Annotated in this window: 19 protein-coding genes and 2 pseudogenes; 15 read left to right on the forward strand and 6 right to left on the reverse strand. The window is 31.3% G+C overall.

What is annotated here, in order from left to right:
• Nucleotides 1-68: 68 nt before the first annotated feature.
• The 11 genes and pseudogenes from RBU61_RS04395 (at nucleotide 69) to RBU61_RS04450 (ending at nucleotide 10,619) form a co-directional block, all read left to right on the forward strand.
• Nucleotides 69-548 carry a YkvA family protein gene (locus tag RBU61_RS04395; RefSeq protein ID WP_308878367.1) on the forward strand — a complete coding sequence of 160 codons (480 nt, stop codon included), beginning with the start codon at nucleotides 69-71 and terminating at the stop codon, nucleotides 546-548.
• Between the two features lie 258 nt (nucleotides 549-806).
• Nucleotides 807-1,688 carry a YitT family protein gene (locus RBU61_RS04400; RefSeq protein WP_308878368.1) on the forward strand — a complete coding sequence of 294 codons (882 nt, stop codon included), beginning with the start codon at nucleotides 807-809 and terminating at the stop codon, nucleotides 1,686-1,688.
• Between the two features lie 568 nt (nucleotides 1,689-2,256).
• Nucleotides 2,257-2,718 (forward strand): annotated as a pseudogene (locus RBU61_RS04405) (response regulator transcription factor); the annotation flags it as partial.
• Between the two features lie 5 nt (nucleotides 2,719-2,723).
• On the forward strand, nucleotides 2,724-3,350 hold the full coding sequence (locus RBU61_RS04410) for a hypothetical protein (RefSeq protein WP_308878369.1): 627 nt from the start codon (nucleotides 2,724-2,726) through the stop codon (nucleotides 3,348-3,350).
• Between the two features lie 16 nt (nucleotides 3,351-3,366).
• Nucleotides 3,367-3,594 carry an ATP-binding protein gene (locus RBU61_RS04415; protein ID WP_374212511.1) on the forward strand — a complete coding sequence of 76 codons (228 nt, stop codon included), beginning with the start codon at nucleotides 3,367-3,369 and terminating at the stop codon, nucleotides 3,592-3,594.
• 173 nt (nucleotides 3,595-3,767) lie between these two features.
• Nucleotides 3,768-4,453, forward strand: a pseudogene (locus RBU61_RS19485) (polyphosphate polymerase domain-containing protein).
• Nucleotides 4,454-4,479: 26 nt separating this feature from the next.
• Entirely contained in the window at nucleotides 4,480-5,004 is a 525-nt protein-coding gene (locus tag RBU61_RS04430; RefSeq protein ID WP_308878373.1) for a DUF4956 domain-containing protein, read from the forward strand.
• Between the two features lie 61 nt (nucleotides 5,005-5,065).
• Complete coding sequence (locus tag RBU61_RS04435; RefSeq protein WP_308878374.1) at nucleotides 5,066-6,754, forward strand: phospho-sugar mutase; 1,689 nt, start codon at nucleotides 5,066-5,068, stop codon at nucleotides 6,752-6,754.
• A 142-nt stretch (nucleotides 6,755-6,896) separates the two neighbouring features.
• Complete coding sequence (locus RBU61_RS04440; RefSeq protein ID WP_308878375.1) at nucleotides 6,897-7,763, forward strand: sulfide/dihydroorotate dehydrogenase-like FAD/NAD-binding protein; 867 nt, start codon at nucleotides 6,897-6,899, stop codon at nucleotides 7,761-7,763.
• Nucleotides 7,763-9,148: an NADPH-dependent glutamate synthase gene (gene gltA, locus RBU61_RS04445; RefSeq protein WP_308878376.1), complete on the forward strand. Its 1,386-nt coding sequence runs from the start codon at nucleotides 7,763-7,765 to the stop codon at nucleotides 9,146-9,148. The genes RBU61_RS04440 and gltA overlap by 1 nt, the downstream gene beginning before the upstream one ends.
• A 103-nt stretch (nucleotides 9,149-9,251) precedes the next feature.
• Nucleotides 9,252-10,619, forward strand: a complete 1,368-nt coding sequence (locus RBU61_RS04450; RefSeq protein WP_308878377.1) for an MATE family efflux transporter — start codon at nucleotides 9,252-9,254, stop codon at nucleotides 10,617-10,619.
• Between the two features lie 21 nt (nucleotides 10,620-10,640).
• On the opposite strand, the gene RBU61_RS04455 is transcribed toward RBU61_RS04450, so the two are convergent.
• From RBU61_RS04455 to RBU61_RS04480, 6 genes are all read right to left on the reverse strand, one after another.
• Complete coding sequence (locus RBU61_RS04455) at nucleotides 10,641-11,681, reverse strand: NAD(P)H-dependent oxidoreductase (RefSeq protein WP_308878378.1); 1,041 nt, start codon at nucleotides 11,679-11,681, stop codon at nucleotides 10,641-10,643.
• On the reverse strand, nucleotides 11,678-12,934 hold the full coding sequence (locus tag RBU61_RS04460; RefSeq protein ID WP_308878379.1) for a lactate dehydrogenase: 1,257 nt from the start codon (nucleotides 12,932-12,934) through the stop codon (nucleotides 11,678-11,680). The genes RBU61_RS04455 and RBU61_RS04460 overlap by 4 nt, the downstream gene beginning before the upstream one ends.
• Before the next feature lie 17 nt (nucleotides 12,935-12,951).
• A complete protein-coding gene (locus RBU61_RS04465) occupies nucleotides 12,952-17,775 on the reverse strand; it encodes a cytidyltransferase (protein ID WP_308879762.1) in 4,824 nt (1,607 codons plus the stop codon).
• Nucleotides 17,775-18,644, reverse strand: a complete 870-nt coding sequence (gene sdaAA, locus RBU61_RS04470; protein WP_308878380.1) for an L-serine ammonia-lyase, iron-sulfur-dependent, subunit alpha — start codon at nucleotides 18,642-18,644, stop codon at nucleotides 17,775-17,777. Before sdaAA ends, RBU61_RS04465 begins: the two co-directional genes overlap by 1 nt.
• Nucleotides 18,645-18,648: 4 nt before the next feature.
• Nucleotides 18,649-19,317: an L-serine ammonia-lyase, iron-sulfur-dependent subunit beta gene (gene sdaAB / locus RBU61_RS04475; RefSeq protein ID WP_308878381.1), complete on the reverse strand. Its 669-nt coding sequence runs from the start codon at nucleotides 19,315-19,317 to the stop codon at nucleotides 18,649-18,651.
• 63 nt (nucleotides 19,318-19,380) lie between these two features.
• Nucleotides 19,381-20,025, reverse strand: a complete 645-nt coding sequence (locus tag RBU61_RS04480) for an undecaprenyl diphosphate synthase family protein (protein WP_308878382.1) — start codon at nucleotides 20,023-20,025, stop codon at nucleotides 19,381-19,383.
• A gap of 175 nt (nucleotides 20,026-20,200) precedes the next feature.
• Here RBU61_RS04480 and RBU61_RS04485 point away from each other — a divergent pair, with 175 nt between their 5' ends.
• The 4 genes from RBU61_RS04485 to RBU61_RS19490 all read left to right on the forward strand — a co-directional run bounded on the left by RBU61_RS04485 (nucleotide 20,201) and on the right by RBU61_RS19490 (nucleotide 26,184).
• A complete protein-coding gene (locus RBU61_RS04485; protein ID WP_308878383.1) occupies nucleotides 20,201-21,970 on the forward strand; it encodes a peptide ABC transporter substrate-binding protein in 1,770 nt (589 codons plus the stop codon).
• A gap of 134 nt (nucleotides 21,971-22,104) precedes the next feature.
• Nucleotides 22,105-23,052, forward strand: a complete 948-nt coding sequence (locus RBU61_RS04490) for an ABC transporter permease (RefSeq protein ID WP_308878384.1) — start codon at nucleotides 22,105-22,107, stop codon at nucleotides 23,050-23,052.
• Nucleotides 23,052-24,170, forward strand: coding sequence for an ABC transporter permease (locus RBU61_RS04495; RefSeq protein WP_308878385.1), 1,119 nt, complete (start codon nucleotides 23,052-23,054; stop codon nucleotides 24,168-24,170). Before RBU61_RS04490 ends, RBU61_RS04495 begins: the two co-directional genes overlap by 1 nt.
• A gap of 13 nt (nucleotides 24,171-24,183) precedes the next feature.
• Nucleotides 24,184-26,184, forward strand: coding sequence for a dipeptide ABC transporter ATP-binding protein (locus tag RBU61_RS19490; RefSeq protein ID WP_374212482.1), 2,001 nt, complete (start codon nucleotides 24,184-24,186; stop codon nucleotides 26,182-26,184).
• Nucleotides 26,185-26,281 lie beyond the last annotated feature (97 nt).

Genomic DNA, 26,281 nt, shown 5'->3' on the forward strand with positions numbered 1-26,281 from the left:
TGGATAAAAAGGTGTAAAAAATAGTATAATTAATATAGATGAGAATAAAAAGAAACAGGAGGTAAGAAATGAAAATAAATATTGAAGAAATCATAAGAAAACTAGAATCAAAAGCAAATACAATTTATTTTGATACTGATAAACTTAAGAAACTTTTAACGACAGCTAAGGAAAAGGCAGAGGGAAATAAACAACTAATGGAAATTTGGGGGGACTTAAAACTAATTATTGATTTAGTCAGAGATTGGATGAAGGGAGATTATAAGGAATTATCAAAGGGCTCCGCAATAATGATAATAATATCACTATTGTATTTAGTAAATCCCTTAGACTTAATACCAGACTTTATTGTAGGTGGGTTTGTTGATGATTTAGCAGTAATAGCATATGTAATTAAAAAAATATCAGATGAATTGAAGATCTATAAACAATGGAGAAGCATAAATAAAGAAGATGATACTATAGATGTAAAGGCAGAATTTGTAGAAGATATGGAGGAGACAGATGATATATTAAATGAAGATAAGGATACTAATGAAGAAAATTGACTTAGAACTTACAAATATTTTAGATGTATAAAATCACATATGATATAAGTATAAAAAAGAGAGGAATCCTCTCTTTTTTTGTAACAAAAATAAGCTTTAATAAAAGTACCTTTAGTCCTTCTGTAGAGGCCTCCATTGTTGATATTAATAAAGATGGGATTGATTATATTTAGATTATAAGATAAGATATAGTAAGGAAATAATATATAATATAAATATATATAAAATTAATAAATCATAGAAATAAGGAGTTCATAAATGAAAACAAATAAAATACAAAAATCCATATTAGGAGAACCTAAGGAAATTGGTATTAAAATATTTTCTATAGTTTTAGGAAATTTATTATGCGCATTGGCAATTAATTTATTTTTTGTCCCTAATGGATTACTAAGTGGCGGAGTTGGTGGTATTGCAATTATGATTCAATATTTAACAGATTTACCTACAGGAATATCTGTATTCTTAATGAACTTACCATTATTTGTATTAGGTGCTAAAATGCTAGATAGAAAATTTGTGCTCTATGCCTTTATATCCATGATTGTGTTTTCATCTTGGTTAACTGTAACCAAAGGATTTTCAAAGTATTTTATAGTAGATGATATACTTCTGGGGTCAATTTTTGGGGCAGTGCTTAATGGAATTGGCATGGGGTTAATGTTTAGAAATGGAACTTGCCAAGGTGGATTTGATGTAATAGCAGCCATTCTTAAAAGGAAGTACAATATGAATATTGGAACAGGATTGATGATGGCAAATACTATTATAATTTCCCTTTCATCTTTATTGTTTGGTTATAAGTCTGCAATGTATACTTTAATAGCCATGTATGCAGGCTATCAAATACTTGATAAGGTACAAATTGGAATTAATGTGCAAAAAAATGTTATAATCGTATCTGAAAAATCTAAAGAATTATCTCATGCAATTATAGAGAGATTGCATAGGGGAGTTACTTTTTTAAAGGGACAAGGTGGATATACTCAAGAAGATAGGGATATTATATATTGTACCCTTACTTCTAGGGAAATTGCAAAACTAAAAGAGATAGTAAACGATGTAGATCCAAAAGCATTCTTTACCATAACTGATGTAGTAGAAGTAAAGGGAAAAGGATTTAAAACTGCAGAGATATAATAACAAATGATTAGTTCTGAATTATGAAAAGAAATAAAATAGCTAAAGATAGTCATAAAGGGATGCCGCAAGGCATCCCTTTATAATTCTACTCATACTATTTTTTTTCATCAGGAAGATAAACATGTATTTTTCCCTTGTTATAAAGCCACTTTGTTGTATAAATTTAGATTAAAATTTATATTTATATATTTAATAAAAACTTAGTGACTTTTTTATCAAAGTTTGATATAATATAAACAAGTACAAGCATTATATTGAATAAAGAGCATAATATGTTTATATAGGGGGGTGGGAATATGGCTGCATCCGTAACGTTAGTTAAGTTTATATGCAAGGACTGTGGACATATCTGGGATGAGAACTATGAAGAAGATATAAACTGTCCAAAGTGTCATTCTGAGAACACCGAAGAAATGAGTAGAACGAGATATTGATTAAGAGGGTAGATAATACTACCCTCTTTTTTCATACTTAGATATATAAAATTTATCACATAACTAACACATTGAAGATTTATAATATAGATAAGGGAAGGCTTTCCTAGAAAGTCTATAGGAGGAGTTTTATGTTTAGAATACTTGTTGTAGATGATGAGGAGAGAATTCGAGAAGTTATCAGAGAGTATGGAGAATTTGAAGGACATCAAGTGTTAGAAGCCAAAGGTGGAATGGAAGCTGTAAATATATGTAAAGAACAGGATTTTGATGTTAGAGTAATGGATATAATGATGCCGGAAGTAGATGGTTTTTCTGCTTACAAGGAAATTAGAAAGATAAAGAATATACCTGTACTTATGCTCTCTGCACGGGGAGAAGAATATGATAAATTATTTGGCTTTGAAATAGGAATTGATGATTATGTAGTAAAGCCCTTTTCACCCAAAGAAATTATGGCTAGGCTAAATGTAATTGTTAGCCGCAATAAGAAAATACAAAATAATAGTAATTCTAATGAAATATATGAATTTGGCGGTCTTGTAATTGATATGCTAGGGAGAAATGTGTTTGTTGATGAAGTAAAAATAGATTAGATATGAGAAGTCTAAAAGTTAAATTAGGGACATATTTTGTTTTATTTGCGGCAACTATTATGACCATATTATGGCTTCTTCAAATTGTATTTTTAAATACCTATTATAAGTCAATGAAGACTAATGAGATTAAAAAAATTGGAGACAGCCTAGTAGTAGAATATGGAAAGGATGACTTTGAAGATATTATTTATACAACATCCTTTAGTAAAGGAATAATTATTCAGATACTAAATGAAGATGGTGTTCCAATATTTCCTATGAATACATCCTTTGATCCTAGACCACCTAAATTTAATTTTATAGATTCAAGAAAATTTGTAGATAAATTGAAGAAAGAAAATCAAGAAAAGATTTTGTATACTACAGAAGATCCTAGACTTGGAAGGCCAACCATAGTTTATGGTGCTATATTACAGGAATATAATGGTGAAAACTTGTATTTATATATTAATGGATTGCTAGATCCAGTGGACTCCACCACATCTGTTTTGAAAAACCAGCTAATTATAGTAACTATAATATCTTTACTCTTAGCGTTGCGATTATCATTTATTATTGCATCAAAAATATCTAGACCTATTACACAGGTAACTGATGCGGCTTCAGTTTTAGATAAGGGGAACTAAAAATGTTGGTGATTTTATTAGGTATGAAGTGGGAGATACAGGAAAAGGCATTGCGAAGGAAGAACTAAATCATATATGGGATAGATATTATATGGTAGGTAAAACCCATAAACCAGCGGTAATAGGAACTGGATTAGGGCTTTCTATTGTTAAAGATATATTAATAGCTCATAATTCAGATTTTGGAGTGGAAAGTCATACTAATCAAGGAACAACATTTTGGTTTCAATTAAGAGCTAGATAGATGCATGAAATAGATTGAATTCTTATTTTTTATACTCCTTTTATTAGCTTTCATTATGCTGAGAGAATTTCTCTCAGTTTTTTTATTTTCACAAGGATTTCTATTTATTATCATCTAGATTTCACAAAAGAAATATATTCTTAATCTAGACTTAAAGCTTGGAGGTGAGAAACATGGACAATATCAAATATAGACATGAGCACAAAATTTATACCAATTTAGGAGATTATTATATACTCAGATCCAGACTTAAAAATATAATGAAACTAGATAAGAACTCTAAGGAGAATAGTGGATATTTTATCAGAAGTATATATTTCGATAATATAAATGATAAGGCTTTATTTGAAAAGATATCTGGAGTTAATCATAGAGAAAAATATAGGATTAGGTTTTATAATAATGATGCTTCTTTCATTAAGCTAGAAAAAAAGTAAAAAATAATAATCTCACAGCAAAATTCAGTACTTTAATCTCTATGGAAGAATGCAGGAAAACCTTAGATGGAGATATTGAATGGATTAAATCTACTGACCGAAGCTTATTAAAAGAACTTTATATTAGAATGAAGAGTGATTTGTTTAAGCCAAAGACTATAGTTGATTATAATCGTGAGGCATATATCTATCCTGTTGGTAATGTCCGAGTGACATTTGATAAATCAATAAGCTCTGGATTGTTTTCAAAGGAGATATTTAATGAAAATCTACCAACTATGGATTCTTTAGATCCTCAATTAATTATTTTAGAGGTAAAATATGATGAATTTCTTCCTAGTGTTATCGCCGATATTATACAAATTGGAGAAAGAAGAATTACATCAGTTTCAAAATATGATCTTTGTAGAAGATGGGGATAAAATTAATAAAAGTTAGGAGATAAAAAATGAATACAACAAAAACTTTAGGCTTTAGTGATATTTTTAAATCTAGCTTCATAAATAAATTTGCTGCTGTATCTGGTCTTAATATGATAATAGCTCTTGGACTAGCCTTTGTCCTAGGACTTTTTATAATGACAGTTTACAAGAAGACTTTTAAGGGAGTACTATATTCTTCTAGTTTTGGCGTGGCCCTTATGTCTTTAACACTTATTACAACTTTAATTATTTTAGCTGTTACTTCTAATGTAGTACTGTCCTTAGGTATGGTTGGTGCACTATCCATAGTTCGATTTAGATCTGCTATAAAGGAGCCTATTGGGATAGCTTTTTTATTTTGGGCAATTTCTGGTGGAATAGTGCTAGGTGCAGGTCTCATTCCCTTAGCAATATTTGGGTCTATATTCATAGGTATTATAATGGTACTATTCGTGAATAAGAAATCCGATGAAACGCCCTATATAATGGTAGTTAATTGTGAAGGTGATAAATGTAAACAAGATGTTTTATCAGTAGCTATGGACAAATGAAGTAATAACAAATACAATATAAGAAAAGAATAAAACCAAATCAATATATTGAGGTGATTTTATGAATTATAAAGATAAATATAATAGCTGGTTAGAAAATGATTATTTTGATGAAGAAACAAAGGCAGAACTTAGATCGATAACAGATGAAAAGGAAATAGAGGATAGATTTTATACTGATTTATCCTTTGGAACAGCAGGATTAAGAGGAAAAGTAGGGGCTGGGACTAATAGAATGAATATATATACTGTGTCTTTGGCTACTCAGGGACTAGCTCAAACCATAATAAATAAAGGAAAAGAAGCTATGAATAAAGGAGTAGCTATTGCCTATGATGTAAGACATTATTCAGATAAATTTTCTCAGATAGCTGCTAGAGTATTGGCATCCAATGGAATAAAAGTATATTTATTTGAAGGAATTAGACCTACACCTTTATTATCCTATACCATTAGAAGATTAAATACCATATCGGGAATAGTAGTTACAGCTAGCCATAATCCAAGGGACTATAATGGATATAAAGTTTACTGGGAAGAGGGTTCTCAAATTTTAGATGACATAGCAGATGAAATCCTTATGGAAATAAAGAACATAAAAGACTTTTCAGAGATAAAACTTATGGATTTAGATGAAGCGCAAAGTAAGGGATTGATCGAATATATAGGTAAGGAAATCGATGATGATTATGATAAGGACTTACTTAGTCTAACTCTCAATGATGATATAGATAAGGATATAAGAATTATATATACACCTCTTAATGGTACTGGAAATATTCCGGTGAGAAGAATATTAGAAAAAAGAGGATTTACTAATATAATTATAGTGCCAGAGCAGGAAAATCCAGATCCTAACTTTACAACTGTAGGATATCCAAATCCAGAGGATATAAAGGCATTTGATTATGCTAAGGTATTGGGAAAAAAAGAAGATGCAGAATTAATTATAGCAACTGATCCAGATTGTGATAGGGTAGCTATGATGGTAAGGGATAAGGATGGAGAATTTAGATTTATTAATGGCAATCAAGCAGGAGTACTATTAGTAAACTATATATTATCTCAAAGATATAGGTTAAATAATATTCCTAAAAATGGTGTTATAGTTAAATCTATAGTTACTGGAGATTTAAGCAGAGCCATAGCTAAAAAATATAATGTGGAAACTATAGAAACGTTGACTGGATTTAAAAACATTTGTGGTAAAGCTAATGAATTTGATAAAACAGGAGAGCATACTTTTATCTTTGGATATGAAGAAAGCATAGGATATGTATATGGAACTATGGTAAGGGATAAGGATGCAGTAAACACCTCTATGCTTATAGCAGAAATGGCAGGATTTTATAAAAAGCAAGGAAAATCTCTATTAGATGTGTTGGAAGATATCTATAAAGAACATGGATATTATAAGGAAAAACTTATTTCAATAGTATTAGAGGGATTAGAAGGCAGTCAGAGAATAGGCAGAATGATGGAAGAAATTAGAAAAGAACCAATAACAGATTTTGATGGTATAAAGCTTGATAAAACCATAGATTATCTATTAGATGATACAGGAAATCCTAAATCCAATGTTCTAAAATATTATTTAGATGATGGTTCTTGGTATGCCGTAAGACCTTCAGGTACAGAGCCAAAAATAAAACTTTACATTTATTCAAAAGACAAAGATAGTAAGATTTCAGAAGAAAAGATAAATACTATAGAATCCATAGTTCTCAAGAGAATAAACTCAATTGAATAATAACTAAGATTATTTCCTGTTAAATAGGTTGAATTAAATATATGGATATGTTAAAATTTTGTTGATGTAAAATAAATTTTTTTATAAATTACTAAAAGTTTTAAAGTATGAAATAAAATATATTATTAAGGGGGAAGTACAATTGTATAAAATTGTAGAAAAAGAAATTCTTGCTCCAAATATTTTCTCAATGGATATTTTGGCTCCAAGAGTAGCAAATTCTGCTAAGCCAGGACAATTCGTTATAGTAATTACTGATGAAACAGGAGAGAGACTACCACTTACAATCTGTGACTATGATAAAGAAAAAGGAACAGTTCAGATAGTAGTGCAATCTATGGGTAGTTCTACTAAAAAGCTTGCAGCATTTGAAAAAGGAGATTATTTAAAAGATTTTGTTGGACCTTTAGGAGTTCCATCAGAATATGTTAATGAAGATGTTGAAGAGTTAAAGAAGAAAAAAATGTTATTCGTAGCAGGTGGAGTTGGTACTGCTCCTGTTTATCCTCAAGTAAAATGGTTACACGAGCATGGTGTAGAAGTTGATGTTATTATGGGAGCTAAGACTAAAGATTTAGTTATCTTAGAGGATAAATTAAAATCAGTTGCAGGAAACCTATACGTTGCAACAGACGATGGTTCTTATGGATTCCATGGATTAGTTACTAATTACATAGAAGATTTAGTGAATAATCAAGGAAAAGAATATGATGTATGTATAGCTATAGGACCTATGATAATGATGAAATTCGTTGCATTGACAACTAAGAAATTAAATATCCCTACTGTTGTATCACTTAACCCTATAATGGTAGACGGAACTGGAATGTGTGGGGCTTGTAGAGTTACAGTAGGAAATGAAACAAAATTTGCATGTGTTCATGGACCAGAATTTGATGGACATCTTGTAGATTTTGATGAGGCATTAAAAAGACAAGGACAATATAAGACTGAAGAAATTAAAAAAGATGAAGCTTATAAATGTGAACTAGAGGAGGCTAGAAAATAATGGATAAGTTTACAAGAACTCCTATTGCGGAACAAGATCCGCAAGTAAGAAACCATAACTTTGAAGAAGTTTGTCTTGGATATACAGAAGAAGAAGCTGTACAGGAAGCAAAGAGATGTATACAATGTAAAAAGCCTTTTTGTAGACCGAAATGTCCAGTTTCCATAGATATTCCAGGATTTATTAAGCATATAGCAGAAGGAAACTTTGCAGAAGCTGCTCAAGTTTTAGCAGAATATTCAGCACTTCCAGCAGTTTGTGGTAGAGTTTGTCCACAGGAAGTTCAATGTGAAAGCACTTGTATCTTAGGAAAAAAAGGAGATGCAGTTGCAATAGGTAAACTAGAGAGATTTGCTGCTGACTGGGCTAGAGAAAATGGTATTGAAGTTGGAAAAGCCAAACCAAGTAATGGTCATAAAATTGCTGTAATAGGTTCAGGTCCTGCTGGTGTTACTTGTGCAGGGGAATTAGCTAAGGAAGGCTATGATGTAACTATATTCGAAGCTCTTCATGAGGCAGGCGGGGTACTAGTATATGGTATTCCAGAGTTCAGACTTCCAAAGGAAACAGTAGTAAAACACGAAATTGAAAACCTAAAGAAATTAGGAGTTAAAATAGAAACTAACGTTATAGTTGGTAGAACAATTACTGTAGATGAGATATTTGAAGAAGGATTTGAAGCTATATTCATAGGTTCAGGTGCTGGACTTCCTAAATTCATGAATATTCCAGGAGAAAACTTAAATGGAGTGTTCTCAGCTAATGAATTCTTAACTAGAAATAACTTAATGAAAGCTTTTAGAAAAGAATTTGATACACCAATTAAAGTAGGTCAGAAAGTAGCAGTAGTAGGTGGAGGAAACGTTGCTATGGATGCTGCTAGAACTGCTAAAAGACTTGGTGCAGAAGTATATGTAGTATATAGAAGAACAGAAGAAGAATTACCAGCAAGAGTTGAAGAAGTTCACCATGCTAAAGAAGAAGGAATTATATTTGAACTTCTTACAAATCCAGTAGAAGTTCTTGGAAATGAAGATGGCTGGGTAAGAGGACTTAAATGTGTAAGAATGGAATTAGGTGAGCCTGACGCATCAGGTAGAAGAAGACCTAGAGAAATAGCAGGATCAGAATTTGAATTTGAAGTGGATACTGTTATAATGTCTTTAGGTACGTCACCAAATCCATTGATTTCTTCAACTACTGATGGATTAAATGTAAACAACCACTTATGTATAGTAGCTGATGAAAATGGTCAAACATCAAGAGAAGGTGTATTTGCAGGTGGAGACGCAGTAACAGGAGCAGCTACAGTAATACTTGCTATGGGTGCAGGTAAAGATGCAGCTAAAGCAATGGACGAGTATATAAAATCAAAAAATAATTAATATAAAAAACAAACTCTCTTTAGAGAGTTTGTTTTTTTGTTTTTCTATGATATAATATTTAGAGTGTCGAACTAAATATAAGGAAAGTAAAGGTGAATTATAAATGGAGTCTGTTCTTAATAAGAAAGATTTAAGAGATCAAATAGTTAAAATAGCATCGCCTGTTTTGATTGAACTCTTAATGGGAACCCTTTTCGGTATGGTAGATATGATGATGCTTGGTAGATCTGGTGATGCTGCTACAACTGCTGCATCTATTGCTGCCGTTGGTGTGACCAATCAATTGGTATTTTTAGGACTAGCCTTAGTACAGTCTTTAAATATTGGGGCTACAACTATGGTGGCACGTTACATGGGAGCAAAGAGAGAGGATAGGATTGAATCTGTAGTAAAGCATGTTACAATACTCACTCAAATTCTATTGGTTATTCCAATATTATTTATAGGTTTAGGTATGACAGATACTGCTATGATATTCTTTGGTGCCCATGAAGATACCCTTATGCTTGGTAGAGGTTATTTTAGAGTAATTGCCTTAGGATTCATATTTCAAGCTTTTAACTTTTCCATATTTGCATCTTTAAGAGGTTCAGGAGATACTAAAACGCCTATGAAAATAAATATTATAGCCAATTTATCAAATGTTGTTGGTAATGCTGTTTTAATTTATGGATTATTTGGCTTTCCAAGGTTAGGAGTTTTAGGTGCTGGAATATCTACATCTTTATCACAAGTAATAGCAAGTATATTATTGATGAGAGTTATATTTAATCAAAAGAATATAGTACATATAAATTTAAAGAAAAAATTTAAGTTTGATAAAGATATAATATATAATTTAATTAAAATTGGATTGCCCGCTTCTGGGGAACAACTTGCTATGAGAGCGGGATTGTTAATATTTACAAAGATTATAGCTTCCTTAGGTACTGTAGCTTATGCAACGCATCAAATATGTATCAGTATATTAAATCTATCCTTTACTCCAGGGCAGGCCTTTGGAATATCTGCATCAACTTTGGTAGGACGAAGCTTGGGGGAAGATGAACCAGATAAAGCAGAAGCATATATAAAAATGTGTGGTAAAATAGGTGCATTAATAGCGACAGTCATGGGTATTATATTTTTCTTCTTTGGTTCGGCAATAGCATCTTTATATACTGATAATAAAGAAGTAATCACAGGAGCAGGAACTGTACTAAAGCTAGTGGCATTTATACAACCTTTTCAATGTTCTCAATTGATTATTTCTGGAGGACTTAGGGGAGCAGGAGATACAGTATGGACTTTAATATCTACTCTATTAGGAATTTTAATCATTAGATGGATTTGTGCATATATTTTTGTAATAAAGCTAGGTATGGGACTATCAGGGGCATGGTTAGCTGTATTAATTGACCAAAGTATTAGATGGATATTTATATCCCTAAGATTTAGAACGAATAATTGGAAATATATTACCATAAGATAAAAAGCTATGATGGCTTAGCCATCATAGCTTTATTTTTTCTGCAAAGGATTTTGCTAAGGCTTCTATATTTGGTACGTCTTTTATAGCTCCCTTATCATTGGCGACTGCCATAAGGGAAAAATAAGGAGGAAGTCTAAAGGTTTTATTCATATTCAAGCTAGATATTAGTTGCTTTGATATGGCATCTCCACCAGAATAGCCAGATACTATAATGGAAAATATGCTTTTATCATAAAACTTAGTCTGTCTATACAAAGCCGTAAGTCTATTTATAGTAGCCACTAGATTTGCAGTTATCATATCATTATAGTTAGGGCAAATAAATAATATTGAATCTGTCTCAAGTATGGCAGGATAAATTTCCTCTATAACTATGCCGCCATAAAAGCAACGACTTTGGTTCCCTAAATGTTTGCAGGTTTTATAGGGACATCCTTTGCAATCTAAGACATTTCCATTTCCTACGTTGATTTCATTTATTTCAATACCATTCAAGTTTTTCTTTACCATATCCCAAAGAGTAAGGGTATTTGATATTTGTCGATTGCTAGAGTGCAGAACTAATAATTTCTCATTTTTATCAATGAAATTAAATTTATTAGAGAAAAATCTTTTACCTAATTCCTTACACTGATATAGACAAATATCCTCTAAGGGCATATTATATACTTTTTCCATGGCTATAAAGTTTTCCAAATTTCCTGTGGCTTCTACAAGGGGTCTGCCTATGAAGCTACAGCCTAGGTTATTGGCTAAAAAGATTATAGATTGAGCCATGGTTTTTGTAAACATGGTATAGTGACTATGGATTAAAACAGCACCTTCAGAGCCAACTAAAGAATCTTTTCCCATTTTATAGAGTTTGGAAAAAATATTGTTCAATACATTAGATGTGCCAATTTCATTTAATTCCAAGACAAATAATATCCTTTTATTTTGTAAGTTTTCCACTTCATTTGGAGAATTTACTGTTGTAAAATCTCTATTACCTAATACAGAAAACATCATCTTGGATAATAATGGACTAGGGTTTTCTGGAACTATGGCTACTATTTCTTTCATATAATCATCGCCAGTTTATTATAAGTTTCTTGAATTTTGCTAAATAGTTCATTAGGTAAATCAAGTTGTTCAACTTCAATGCCAGATGGCAGCAATCTACATTTAGAGCCCATATATACTTCCCTCATATATGTAGAGCCATAGAACCAATCACTATTTATAGTGGCTATAATGGATAATGCCCCGGAAGAAAGGGAAGGGGCTACAAAGGGCTTATATCCAAAACCTCTAACTTCTTTATTGGCATTTACAGTTTTATCTGTTAAATAATTTGATATTTCTGCATTATAGTTTTTGATACTATCTGCCACAATTAAACCTTCTCCATGAGGTCCAAAGACTCTTCCTTCTTCAATATAATGAACCATCTCACCAGATTGTTCTGCATAAAAACAAGCTCTGCCATTCATTACTCCTAAGCCATATCCTATTATTTGATCGGAACTTAAACCCTTAAAGTCCATATTTCCCTCATTATCTTTATTGCTTTCGAGAAATGCAACTTTACAAAGTAAATCCACAGGGTCTGATACTACTGCAAATATACCTTGAAAATTTCTTTCTCTGGCTAACTTTGAATATTCACTGATGATTTCGGAATTAGACTTAAATTGGGCCATTCGTACATCCGCTATATCACTGCCTACTGGTGGAATCCCCTTAGATGCACAAAATATAAACATATCACAATCAAATAAATCATCTTCTTCTAAGGAGATAACTTTAGGGAAAGCCAGTTCATCAAAGGGGCGTCTTATTTGATTTAGCTCATATTCCCATCTTTTTAAACGATTAATATTCCTGTCATAAATACCTATTGTATCTATACATTCCCCTCCAAGGAGTCTTAGACCTATAAGAAGTGTACTTCCCACATCACCTAATGCTACAAGATTTAATTTCCATTTTTTCTTTATAGGTTTATGAAGTAAGTCTTGCCAGTTTGGATAGCTTGTATTTATAGACGTTACTTTTCTATCATTGATTTTATCTATTATCCAACTTGGAATATAAGGTGGATAATCTTTAGAATCTAATTGTAATATATTTAATCCCTCTTCTTTTAAAAATAATAAAGAAGGAGAGGAGATTGAAAAAGATTTTCTTGAATTTATAGGATTCATAGGGTTAAGAAAATATATAAAATCCTTAGGGGATATTTCTTCTTCTAATACTTCATCTAAATCATCATATTCATATAATGAAAATAAATAATTGTTATCTAATTTATAGTATTTAAATTTTTCGTGCATTTATAAAACCTCCTTACTTACCTTCTAATAATATTTTCTAATCTTCTAAGATATTCTAAATCCATATCTATACAGACAGAAGGCTTAAGATTTTTATTTAGAATCATAGCTTTATTTGTATCGGGGTGTCTTGGGGATACTAGGACTTCACCTAATCCCTTTATATTTAAACTTTTTTCATTTATAGATTGATAAACCTCTTCGATAGATTGAAATATCATTAGTGAGTTTTGTAAACAAATCTCCGATAAATTATATATAGAATCATTTTCAGTATTTTTTATAAATTTCGGTGCCACATAGGGAAGAAGCATATTTATACTTGGTATGGAAGTGGATTCTAAAATATTTCTATCTACCATATCACCACCAATGAATGGATATTGATTACTTTCATTAAACCATAATTTTAAGTTTGGTATAAAATATGCGTAGTCTAAGGGAATATTTTTTTCTTTACCAATTTCACTTCCTCTACCAGAGAGAATACCTAATATGACTTTTTCTATTTCTATTCCCATGCTCCTTAAAATAGGTACTATAACATTTATTCTATATCCTTTATTAAGCAAATCATCTACTAATATAACAGGTCTGTTAAAGGATTTTAAAACCTTAGCTTGTTCTACGAGACTAAGATAATGAGGATAAGTCTCTATGGTGAAATCAATAATATTTGATTTAAATACCTTTTCTGTATGCATAGTCTTAGTCACAGTATTTGGTATAATACTACTATTGAGTATGGAACCAAAAGGTACACACATATTAGGTCCTAGATTTCGTTTTGAAGACTGAATTATACTAACTTGATTTGTATCACATATTTTCTGTATTAATTTACTATAGGTCATATCTCTATTATAAGTAAGCAAAAGCTCTCCTGGATAAAGATTGACTAAGGCTTCTTTAAGTCGATTTCTAGTATTTTTTATGGTTTGCAAGACTTTAGAATCTGTACTATAAGGAGGCTTTAACATATTTTCCAAGTCTAAATTTAGAGTCATGGGATTATTCATATTGACCATGAAAATAGGATTATTATTATATATAAAATCCGTCATTGAAAAACCCTGCAGTAATAACTGTTTCTCTATTTTATGATTTATTATTTTAGTAAGAGAATTATTATAAATTGCGTAGTTATAGTCTCTATTTATGGCAACGGATAATGTTTCATTCAGAACAGTCTCTATTAAATAATCACTATTATTTTTAACGCAGACTCCAGATATTAAAACTATTCTACCTTTTACACTTTGTCTAATATATTCTGTAATAGATGAATTATTAAATTCATCATATAATATGCTTTGGCGAATCCAATAGAAGGTGGAAAAACCTAGTAATTCATGGCTATTTGCTTCTCTAACTAATAGAATTCTATAGCTTAATTTATTTCTAAGGGATTCTAAATGTTTTATATTTATTACTTCCCCAAATTGTTCTTTTATTTCATTAAAAAGTTTTTCACTTAAATTTCTTGCTACATTAAATTCGAGAGTTTTAGATTGTAATAAAGTTTTATATTGAGGTTCCCTAAGATAAAGTCCATAGTCATATATATAGGATTCTGCAAGGGGATCTATAAATTTAGAAATGTCCCTATTTAAATCTATATTTTTTCTTATTTGAGAGGAACTAATATCTTCATATTGTGGCGGCAAAGAAAGTCTAATAATATTAGCCCTTATATTTTCAATACTTTCTTCTAACTTTTTTTCATCATCATCCTTCGATATACTTGACTTTCTATCAAAGATAATATGGGCAAAGTCTAATATAGGACTTTCTGTTTTATAGGCAGATGCATTAATTAAAACATCAGAACCAACTACAATATAGACATCATCAAAAGGAAATAGTTCCTTTAATTTATATAGATCAGTTGGATTGCTAATATTTATTGGTATATCCTTAGGAAATAGATAAATATCCTTTTCATTTGCAATACTCATGTTTATAATATTTCGTCTAAAAATATGAGGTTCTGTTCTCTTAGACCAGGAAAATTCATCTACAGCTAAGTATACTTGAAATCCTTGATCCCTTATTTCAATGGCAATTTCTTTATGACCTAGGGAAAAGGGGTCAAAACTGCCTGGAAAGAAGGCTATCTTTTGTTTATGGATTTTTATTAAATCCTTATGATAAAATTCATAAAGAGATATAAATCTATATATATGATTTAACGAAGCAGCATTGCTATAGAATAAGAAATCATTTTCTTTATCAGTATATAAAAGAGTTAAAATCTTTTTCCCAATTCTATCGAAGATATTAAACTTTTCATTTAAAGTAAGTGATTTAGATTCAAATAAATTAGAACTTAAAATCATTAAAGATTCATTTTTAATATCCTTGTCATATGAAGCCATGGCAATAGATAATAAACCTAAGAGTCTATCTATTCTTTTATAATAAACGTCTTTTTCTTCTTCAAATCTTTCCATATACTTGCTATAATTTTCAATGGAAATGACTATGGTATTCAGTAATAAAAATACTACCTGAGGACTAACAGTTTTTAGCTTATCCTCAAAATCGTTTATAATCTCATCTAGTTCATTGGGAGGTAGATATAGAAGTAGTTGTCCTAAATAATGGGGAATAAACTTGGCAAACTGATAACTATCCATCTCTAAAGCCCTTAGTAATTCTACTGCCACATCATTTCTTTCCTCAGGAGATAGTAGGTGAAATATATTTAGTAGAGTTTTTCCGCTATAGTTTCTAATCCTCTCTATGGCACTTACTTTAAGTATATTACATAGGTGCATAGCAGTATGGAGTCCTTTGTTTTTAGGATTTTTGACTACTTGGTCATATAGTATATCTATATTTACTTTCTTTTTTACCCATTCAGTTGCAGTCTTCAAATTCTCTAAGAATATCTCAGAAGTATCATTTTGATTTTCTGCATAATTACTATCTAAAATCTCTTGGTAATTAGGTGATATATTTATTTTCATACCTATAATATATTTTAGATAATTATCCGCTGGTATAGATGATTTTTCCAAATTAGCTATTATCCAGTTTCTTATTGAAGCAATAAACATTATATTATTAGTTGCATTTAATATTTCATATATAATATCCAATGTACTGAGCCTTATTTCTGTATTATCTGAATCTAACTGTTTTAGTATATAGGTATATAATTTTAATAATCTATTATTATCTAAGGCCTTAATAGGAATGTAGTTAATAGTCTGAGATAAATAGAATTGTGCTACGGTAGATAAACTATCATAGTTACTATAATATTTATTTAGAACATCGAAGTATTTTTTGTAGTTGGATTTATGAGATACTTCAAATAAGGATTTTATTATATTCTTTAAATTATATAGCCATTCTCTTTGGGAATCTGCAACCTTGTGGTCAGGAAAAAGCAAATTATTTAGAAATTCATCTAATAAAACTTCTGAGGATTTTTTAGTTTCAAAAGACTTTACAGAGGGAGGAAGCTCTTTTCTATATTCCTCATCAAATAATGCTATGAGCCTTCCAATTAATTCAGCTGCTTCTTTTCGTATATCTTCTCCAGTATGAAGAAGTAAATCCGATAAAAAATGTAAAGTAATAGTCTTTTGCTCTTGTGTGAGATAGATGGAATATTCCTTAAATATTTGCAGATAAAGCCTAAGTTTTCTCCAATTGGTTTCTCCCCTTGCCATTTCTATAATAGAATTAAAAGAAGAACTATCAGTTAATTTAGACATTAGATAGATATTATGTTCTATTGCCATATACTTTATATTGTCTAATACCTCCTTTTTATTCATTAACTCGAAGGGCTTTTTATAGGATTTCATTAACTTACTATTTAAAGTAGTGTCCACTCCTAGAGATATAATATAATCTTCAAAATCCTTTAATTTTTTATATACTTTTTTATATCTATTTTCCTTTATGGCATCTACATTATCTAACTTATTTAAGATTACATCAAAGGAATCTGATAAGGAAAATATATGCATTATATAAGTATCATTTTCTATTTTACTTTTAACCCTAAAATCTGAGTATATAAGAATTAAAGATTCAATAGGTAGATTTTCTAGCTCTAAATCCCAAGTGGAATGGTTAGTAGCTATATGTCCAATTTTATCCATACTAAATCTTTTAAACCATTCTTCAGTATAGTAGTAGTGAAGATAGGGAACTCGTTTCATATCTTCTTCCAATACACCATATTTGCCTATATCATGTCCCAAACTAGCACCAGCAATTACACCTAGATCTACGGGAAGACCTAGAGCATAAAGTTGTCTTCCAATATACATACTTAAATGATTGACTCCTATAACATGGTCAAGAGTATTATGTCCAGTGATTGCCATATCTAAATACATTAATTCATTGATATAGCAGTTATAAAATGTATCTTTAAATATAAAGTATTCTGCTGTAATATCGTGGAATAGTTCTTCTTCCCTAGTAAGGAAGGTCAAAGGATATTTATTGGTGAAATCCTCATTACTAGATGATTTTACTTTTCTTAAAAAGTAATTTAAGATTTCTAAGAAAAACTTATACAGGGGGATTAAATCGGGATCAAATTTATCGATGCCTTTATGGGGAAATGATTTATTATTTACCCAATTAAATATTTGAATGATATAATCCTTAGAGTTACCTAGAGTATATTGATTAAAGTAATCTATAAATAAATCAAATAAAGAAAAGACAGAAAAGTTTCTGTCTTTTAAGTAGCTGTCGAGTTCAGATTGAAACTTTTCACTATTTATATATTGGTAAAGAGTTTCTTTATATTTTAATAAGTAATCTTTTTTAATTTCATTATTAATGAAATCATACAGCTTTATTTTCATCAATGTTGAAGCCTCCTTCGAAGATTTTCTCCTGTTGGAGTAGTAGCCACACCTCCTAATGCAGTTTCTCTTAGGGATTCAGGAAGCAGCTTACCAACCTTATACATAGCTTCAACTACTTCATCGAAGGGAACTAAAGATTTCACTCCAGATAATGCCAAATCAGCAGAAATCAGTGCATTGACAACTCCCGATGCATTTCTAAGGGCACAGGGATATTCTACTAGTCCACCTATGGGATCACAAACTAGTCCCATTATATTAACTAATGCAAAAGCAGCAGCATTAAAGGAGGCTTCGGGAGTACCACCTGCCATTTCAACGATTGCAGCAGCAGCCATTGCAGCAGCAGAGCCACATTCAGCCTGACATCCACCTTCGGCTCCAGAAACAGTTGCATTTTTGGCAATTATTTCTCCTATACCAGCAGAAGTGAAAAGTCCCATTAAAAGGTCATCGTCAGTCAGATCTAATTTTTGTCCAGCAGATAATAATGCACTAGGTACAATTCCCGATGCACCAGCCGTTGGAGCTGCAACTATTCTACCCATGGATGCATTTACTTCAGATGTGGATAATGCCTTAGCCATGGCAGAAATTATAAGATCACCAGTTAATGTTTTGCCTGAATTTCTATATTCTTCAACTTTTTTTGAATCTCCACCAGTTAGACCACTAACTGATATAACTTCTTTATCTAAAGCAGAAGTAGCAGAGGTTTTCATTACCTGTAAAGTCTCTCTCATTCTATTCATTAATTCATCCTGTGAAATATCAGAACTTTTAAGTTCCTTTTCCATTACGATTTCAGATATTTTTTTATTCTTTTCATTACATAATTTCAATAATTCTTCAGCTTTATTAAACATATAATCACCTCTTGATTGGGTTTATTCCTTTGATGTATATTACTTCTTCTAGTTTATCTATTTCGCCTACAATACCTTTATTTATTTCTGAATCGGTTTCTACTACCATGGTAGCAATATCATTTTCTCTAGTTACTTTCATAGTAGCTATATTAATTTCATTAGTAGATAAAATTGAACTAATACGAGATATTACGCCTTTTTGATCTATATATTTAATAAGCATAGTAGGATAATCTCCACTAAATTCTACCTTGTTCCCATTAATATCTGTAATTAATATATTACCTCCACCAATAGATGAACCCATGATATAGATATCTTCTTTATCTTCAAATTTAAATACTATTTTTACAGTATTAGGATGTTGATATCCTAAGTCAGCCTCTATAAATTCAAAGTCTATATTTTTAGATTTTGCAATTTCAAAAGAATTTCTAAGATTTTCATCTGAAGGCTCCATTCCAAGGATACCTGCAACTAATGCTTTGTCGGTACCATGTCCTTCAAAGGTCTTACCAAAAGAACCATGTAAATAAAAAATTACTTTATGAAACTCTTCATCTACAACATCTTTTGCTACTTTAGCTAATCTTGCAGCACCAGCAGTATGGGAGCTTGATGGGCCTATCATAATTGGACCTAGAATATCAAATACTCCGTAATCTTTCATTATACTACCCCCTTATTATTAATCAATTCATTCTATCATTATATACCCAATTCTGCAATAAATTTAACCTCCAAGAGTAATATCCTGAATATTATACCAATCTAATGCACTGTGGAAATGTTCTGCTTTAAAATCAGGCCAATAATCTTCAATTATATAAAAATCTGAATAGACAGATTGTAAAGGTAAAAAACCACTTAATCTTCTTCTACCACCCCATCTTATAATTAAATCCACTCTAGAAATGTCTTTAGATCTAATTGAACTGAAAGGATTAGATTTCTCTCCTTCTTCTGATAGGTATTCTCTTAAATCCCATTGCCAGCCGTAATTTACTAAGAAATTAACTTTAATTCCACCTTTGCCAAATCGTTGTCTTTTAATTGCAAAGGGCATTAGTTCCTTTGGGAACATATCTGAATCTGTATTGCCTAGGACTAATAAATCTGCATTTTCTTTAGATAATATATTTACTGCATCAATACAGGATTTTGTAAAGGCTAACCTTTGAAATTTTGGTCTTTTAGTATTATCTACTGTAAACCCATAGTAAGTAATTTCCTTTATTCCAACTTTTTCACAAAGTTTAAATAATTCTATTCCTGGATCTAATCCCTTATCATAACCTTTCTCCTTAGTCATACCATGTTCTAGTGCCCATCGTCTGTTGCCATCAGGTATTATACCTATATGATTTGGAATTCTCATATCATTACCTCCTAAATTTTCTTAGACTTAGTATTCCATATGTATTAAAAAAGAATACATAAATAGGGCGTAAATAAATATTATGGTAATTATTTTATAAATCAAAACTATAATGTAATAAGGTAATGTAAGCATAAATACATATTACCTAAATTATTAATAAGGAGGAATCATAATGAAAAGGTATCTATCTTTATTATTGGCCATAATAATAATGGCCTCTGTCTTAGTGGGTTGTGGGGGGAAAGAGGTAGCACCAGAGGCGGAGACCGAGGTTGAAGAAGTAGATGAAACGACGGAAAAGCCAGTTAAAGAGGGACCAACGATTTATAGGGTTGCTGCAAGTAAGACAGCCACATTGAACCCTCATATTTATGAAACAACAGCAGAATCAGATACTATGGCTTTTATTTTCGGTAACTTATTAGATTTAATTTATGATGAGGATATTGATAGCTATAAATTTATTGGTAATCATGCAGTAGATGTTCCTACAAAAAATGAAGATGGAACTATATGGAATTTTAAATTAAAAGAAGGACTTAAGTGGGAGGATGGAGACCCTCTTAATGCTAATGACTATGAATATTCTTATAAAATGCTTTTAGATCCAAAGCTGAAAAACATGAGGGGACCTCAAGTTTTTGATGCTGACGTAGTAGTAGTAAATGCTAAGAAGTACTGGGATGGAGAATGTGAGTGGGAAGATGTAGGCATAAGAGCTTTAGATGACTATACACTTGAGGTTACTATTGATTTTCCAGTTCCAGAAATGGATCTTTACTTAGCATTTACAGGTGGTGGAGCTAGTTCACCAGTGCAAGAAAAAATATATGAAGCTGGAATGAATGAAGACAGAACAGAAACTAATTATGGTACATCTATGGAAACCACACCTTCTTCAGGACCATATAAATTTGAAGAGTGGATAAGAGATCAAAATAATATATATGTAAGAAATGAATATTCTCCTATGACAGAAATTTACAATGTAGATAGAATTGAGTCAAGAGTTGTAGAAGATGCTAATACGAGAGTTCAATTATTTGAAAATAACGATATAGATGGTGTAGCCTTATCAGGAGCTAACTATGATAAGTATGCAGAAGACCCGAGATTAGTCTTTTCAAAAACAACATCAGTATGGTCAATGTTTGTGAATATGACATCAGAAACTAAATCATTTTTAAGAGATGTGAATTTTAGAAAGGCCTTATTTTATGCAATGGATAGAAAAGCCATAGCAGAAGACATCTATAAAACAGCAGCACCAGCACCTTATGTTGTCTCAAGTGCTAAAATAGCTGTTCCATCAAAGGGATTAGCATATCGTGATACAGATATTGCGAAGAATATATTACCACAAAATGATGGTTATGATTTAGAAGTGGCAAAAGAGTATTTCGACAAAGCATATGAAGCCTATGGAAAGAAAATGGAATTAGAAATCCAATATTTCGATAACAGTGAAAATATGAAGAGAACAGCAGAATTCTTAGAACAAGAATATGAAAATGCTTTTGGTGCAGAAAGGTTAGATATAGTTCTAAGAGGCGTACCATGGCAAAATGCTTATGACAATATGGAAAATGGAAATTATGATTGTGGATTTGGAGCATGGTCTGGTGGAGTATTTAATCCTTGGTCAAGTATGGAAGTTTATACACAAGGATTTACAAGTAAAATTGATCAATTTAAAAATGATGAATTCGATAAACTTTTCGAAAGAACTGTTAGAGGAGATTTAATATTTAAAGAAGAAGAAAGACTACAAGCATTGGCAGAGATGGAGGAAATGTTATTGGACGCAGTACCTTTTGTACCTATGTATGAACCACTAACAACTTCTATATTTGCAGATAGAGTTCATTTAATTACTGAAGGTAAGTATGTACCTGGAATAGGATTTGCTACACTACAATCTGAATTTGATCCACTGGATTAAAGATAGATTATCAGGCATTATGAATTGAGGTATAAACTACCAAGTATTTATAACGATAAAGATCGTTATAAATACTTGGTACATAATGAAAAATGCTGATAAAACAGTGAAATTTCGTGAAAGGGGCAAAGACAATGTTTAGGTATACTGCTCAAAGATTAACCTTGTTAGTTATTACTTTATTTATGATAATTTCAGTTTCGTTTTTTGTACTACATTCCATGCCAGGAAGCTTTATTACTGATCCCAAAATGCCTAAAGATGTAAAAAAGGCTATTGAAGATAAATATCATTTAAATGATCCAATGATAGTTCAGTATGGATATTTCCTAAAGGATTTTTCAAAATTTGATTTTGGTTTATCTATAGCAATACAACCAAAAGTTCCAGTAAATCAAATATTAGCAACTAAAGTACCAGTATCAATGCAGCTTAATATTTTCTCCTTACTTCTTAGTTTGCCCATTGCTATTGTATTTGGAATCTGGGCGGCTCTTAAGAAAAATAAACTTCCAGATCATATTATTTCTATTATGATAATAGCATTTATAGCTATTCCCTCATTTGTATTTGCATCTTTACTACAGTATTTTATAGCATTTAAACTAGGATGGTTCCCCATAGTCGTTAGTACAGAGAAAGTACTTACCTGGAATAAATTTAAGTCCATTATACTTCCAATATTGGCGCTTTCCTTTGGTTCCATTGCAGGAGTAGCAAGGTATACACGTTCAGAACTATGTGAGGCACTTAATTCTGAATATATGCTTCTTGCAAAGGCAAAAGGCTTAACACAGGTGCAGGCAACTACTAGACATGCCATGAGAAATTCATTTATACCACTTGCCAATATTATAATCCCTATGTTTACTGGGATATTAGGCGGTTCTCTAGTTATAGAAAAGATATTTAGTATTCCAGGTATGGGAAGTGTCATGCTTGATGGAATAAATGCAAAGGATTATCCAGTGGCTATGGGAGTATTATTTTGGTATTCTCTACTAGGATTATTGACTATTTTAATAGTGGACTTGTCCTATGGAATTATAGATCCTCGTATACGTATAGGAGGGAGAAAATAATGAAAGATAATACTGAAAAGAACATAAAAAATAAATTTGAATTTATACAATTAGATGAAACATTAAAGGATGAAAAGTTTGAAGGTGAGGCTATTGGTTTCTTTAAAGATGCCATGATAAGATTTAGAAAAAATAAGGCATCTGTTACATCCTTTGTTATCATATCTTTTTTAGTATTTATGGCTATTTTTGGTCCTATGATGAATGAATATGGCTTCAAAGAGCAAAATTTGAAATTAACTCTTATGCCTGCTAGAATACCTATTATTGAAAAAACAGGAATATTTGATGGAACCAAGGTTATGAATATTTCAAAAGATAATATTGAGGGAAAATATAAAGGTGCAGTACTACAAGTCATCAAAGAATACAAAGTAAGAGATAAAGAGATGGCTACAGTAAAAGTAGATATGTATAAATATAAAGAGGTAAAAGATAAATATTTTTGGTTCGGAACTGATTCTCTGGGCAGAGACCAATGGACCAGATTATGGAGAGGTACAAGAATATCACTGATTATAGCAGTTATAGCTATGTCAGTAAATATCGTTATTGGAGTAGTATATGGAGCCATATCTGGATATTATGGTGGTCTAGTGGACTTGGGGATGCAAAGATTTATTGAAGTATTAAACGGAATTCCTTTTTTAGTAGTTATAATTCTGTTTGTTTTATATTATGGGCCGGGAATTATTCCTATTGCCATGGCTTTATGTCTTACTGGATGGATTGGAATGAGTCGAATGATAAGGGCGCAGTTTTATAAATATAAAGGAATGGAATATGTATTAGCTTCTAGAACTTTAGGAGCAACTGATAGAACCCTTATTTTTAGGCATATACTGCCAAATGCATTTGGTATCATTATTACCATGAGTGCACTTGCAATACCTGGAGCAATATTTCAAGAATCCTTTTTAGCATATATAGGATTAGGAATTCAAGCACCAGAACCATCTATAGGTGTATTGTTAGCAGAAGGACAATTGGTATTATTAGAGTATCCGCATTTAACTATATTTCCCGCATTGGTAATTTCAATTCTGATGATTTCTTTTAACCTATTAGGAAATGGTTTAAGGGATGCTTTTGATCCAACATTAAGAGGGCAAGAATAAGGGGGGGCATAGGATGGATAATGGAAGTAGTATATTAGAAGTTAGGGATCTATATGTGACCTTTAATACATATGCGGGGAAGGTCCATGCAGTTAGAGGTGTTGATTTAAGTCTCAGAAAAGGTGAGACTTTAGCGATAGTTGGGGAATCAGGTTCTGGTAAATCTGTTACTGCAAGAACAATAATGGGGTTATTAGCCAAAAATGCTAATATTGAAGGGGGAGAAATTCTATATAAGGAAAAGGATTTGACAAAGCTTAATGATAGTGAAATGTCAAATATTAGAGGGTCAGAAATTGCAATGATATTCCAAGACCCTATGTCATCTCTAGATCCAGTTATGAAAATAGGAAGACAGATTACAGAAGCATTAAGGATTAAACAGGGAATGCCTAGTGAAGAGGCTAAGAAAAGGGCTCTAGAGCTAATGAAAGCCGTAGGAATTGATGAACCTGAAAAAAGATTTAATCAATATCCATTTCAATTTTCTGGTGGAATGAGACAACGTATAGTTATTGCCATAGCATTGGCATGTGATCCAGATATATTAATATGCGATGAGCCTACTACAGCACTAGATGTTACAGTTCAGGCAAAAATACTTGATTTAATAAAGAATATACAGAAAGAAAGAGATATTGGTGTAATATTTATTACCCATGACTTAGGTGTAGTAGCTAACTTAGCAGACCGTGTTGCTGTAATGTATGGAGGAAAAATAGTTGAATATGGAAATGTAGGGGAGATATTTAAAAATCCGAGAAATCCTTATACCATGGCATTACTTTCTGCCATGCCAGACTTGGAAACAGATTCCTCCTCAGAACTATATGTTATACCAGGTACACCTCCAAATATGCTTTATCCACCAAAGGGTGATGCCTTTGCACCGAGAAATCAATTTGCCATGAGGATTGACTTAGAGGAGCATCCACCTATGTATAAAGTATCTGATTCCCACTATGCAGCCACTTGGCTCCTACATGAAGATGCACCAAAAGTTGATTTAAATAATTATAGAAAGAAAACTACAGATGATTATAGAAAAACTCTAGATAGAACAAATCAAAGGTCAAAAGATGAAAAGCCTATAATAGAAGTTAAAAATTTAAAACAGTATTTTACATCAGGGTTTGGTAGAAGAAAACTTGTAGTAAAGGCTGTTGACGATGTAAGTTTCCATATATATAAGGGGGAAACCTTTGGATTAGTAGGAGAATCAGGATGTGGAAAAACTACTACAGGAAGATCCATTATTAGACTCTATGACCCAACAGAGGGAGAGATTTATTTTAAAGGAAAACTCATATCAAAGAAATCAAGACATAAGGAAATAAAAGAAAATACAAAAGGAATAGCAATGATATTTCAAGACCCTATATCATCATTAAATCCTAGAATGACTGTTAAGGAAATAATAGGAGAAGGTTTAAGAATAAATAAATTATATAATAGTGAGCAGGAAGTGACAAACAAGGTGTATGAGATGCTTGAGACTGTAGGTCTCACTAAAGAACACGCAAATAGATATCCCCATGAGTTCTCTGGTGGACAAAGACAACGTATAGGAGTAGCCAGGGCTTTAATCACAAATCCTGAGCTAGTAATAGCTGATGAGCCTATATCGGCTCTAGACGTATCTATACAGGCACAAATTCTTAATTTATTAAACAATATAAAGAAGGAATTAGGTCTTACTGTAATGTTTATAGCCCATAATCTTTCAGTAGTTAAGTATTTCTCAGATAGAATAGGAGTAATGTATTATGGGAAATTAGTAGAAATAGCAGATGCAGAAGAATTATATAGAAACCCATTACATCCATATACAAAATCTCTATTATCGGCTATTCCAATACCAGACCCAGATTATGAAAAAAATAGGAAACATATATATTATGATCCGACAATCCACGACTATAGTATAGAAAAACCTGAAATGGTTGAAATAAAAGAGGGACATTTTATATATGCATCACCTTCTGAAGTAGAAGAATATAGGAAATTTTTATAGATAGAATAGAATTATGAATATATCTAATAGTTTTTAAACTAAAAGAGACATTTATATATCCTAAAATTACCTTGTATGTAAAGAAAAATAAAACTAA

Source organism: Tissierella sp. MB52-C2, assembly GCF_030931715.1.
Lineage (GTDB): Bacteria > Bacillota > Clostridia > Tissierellales > Tissierellaceae > Tissierella.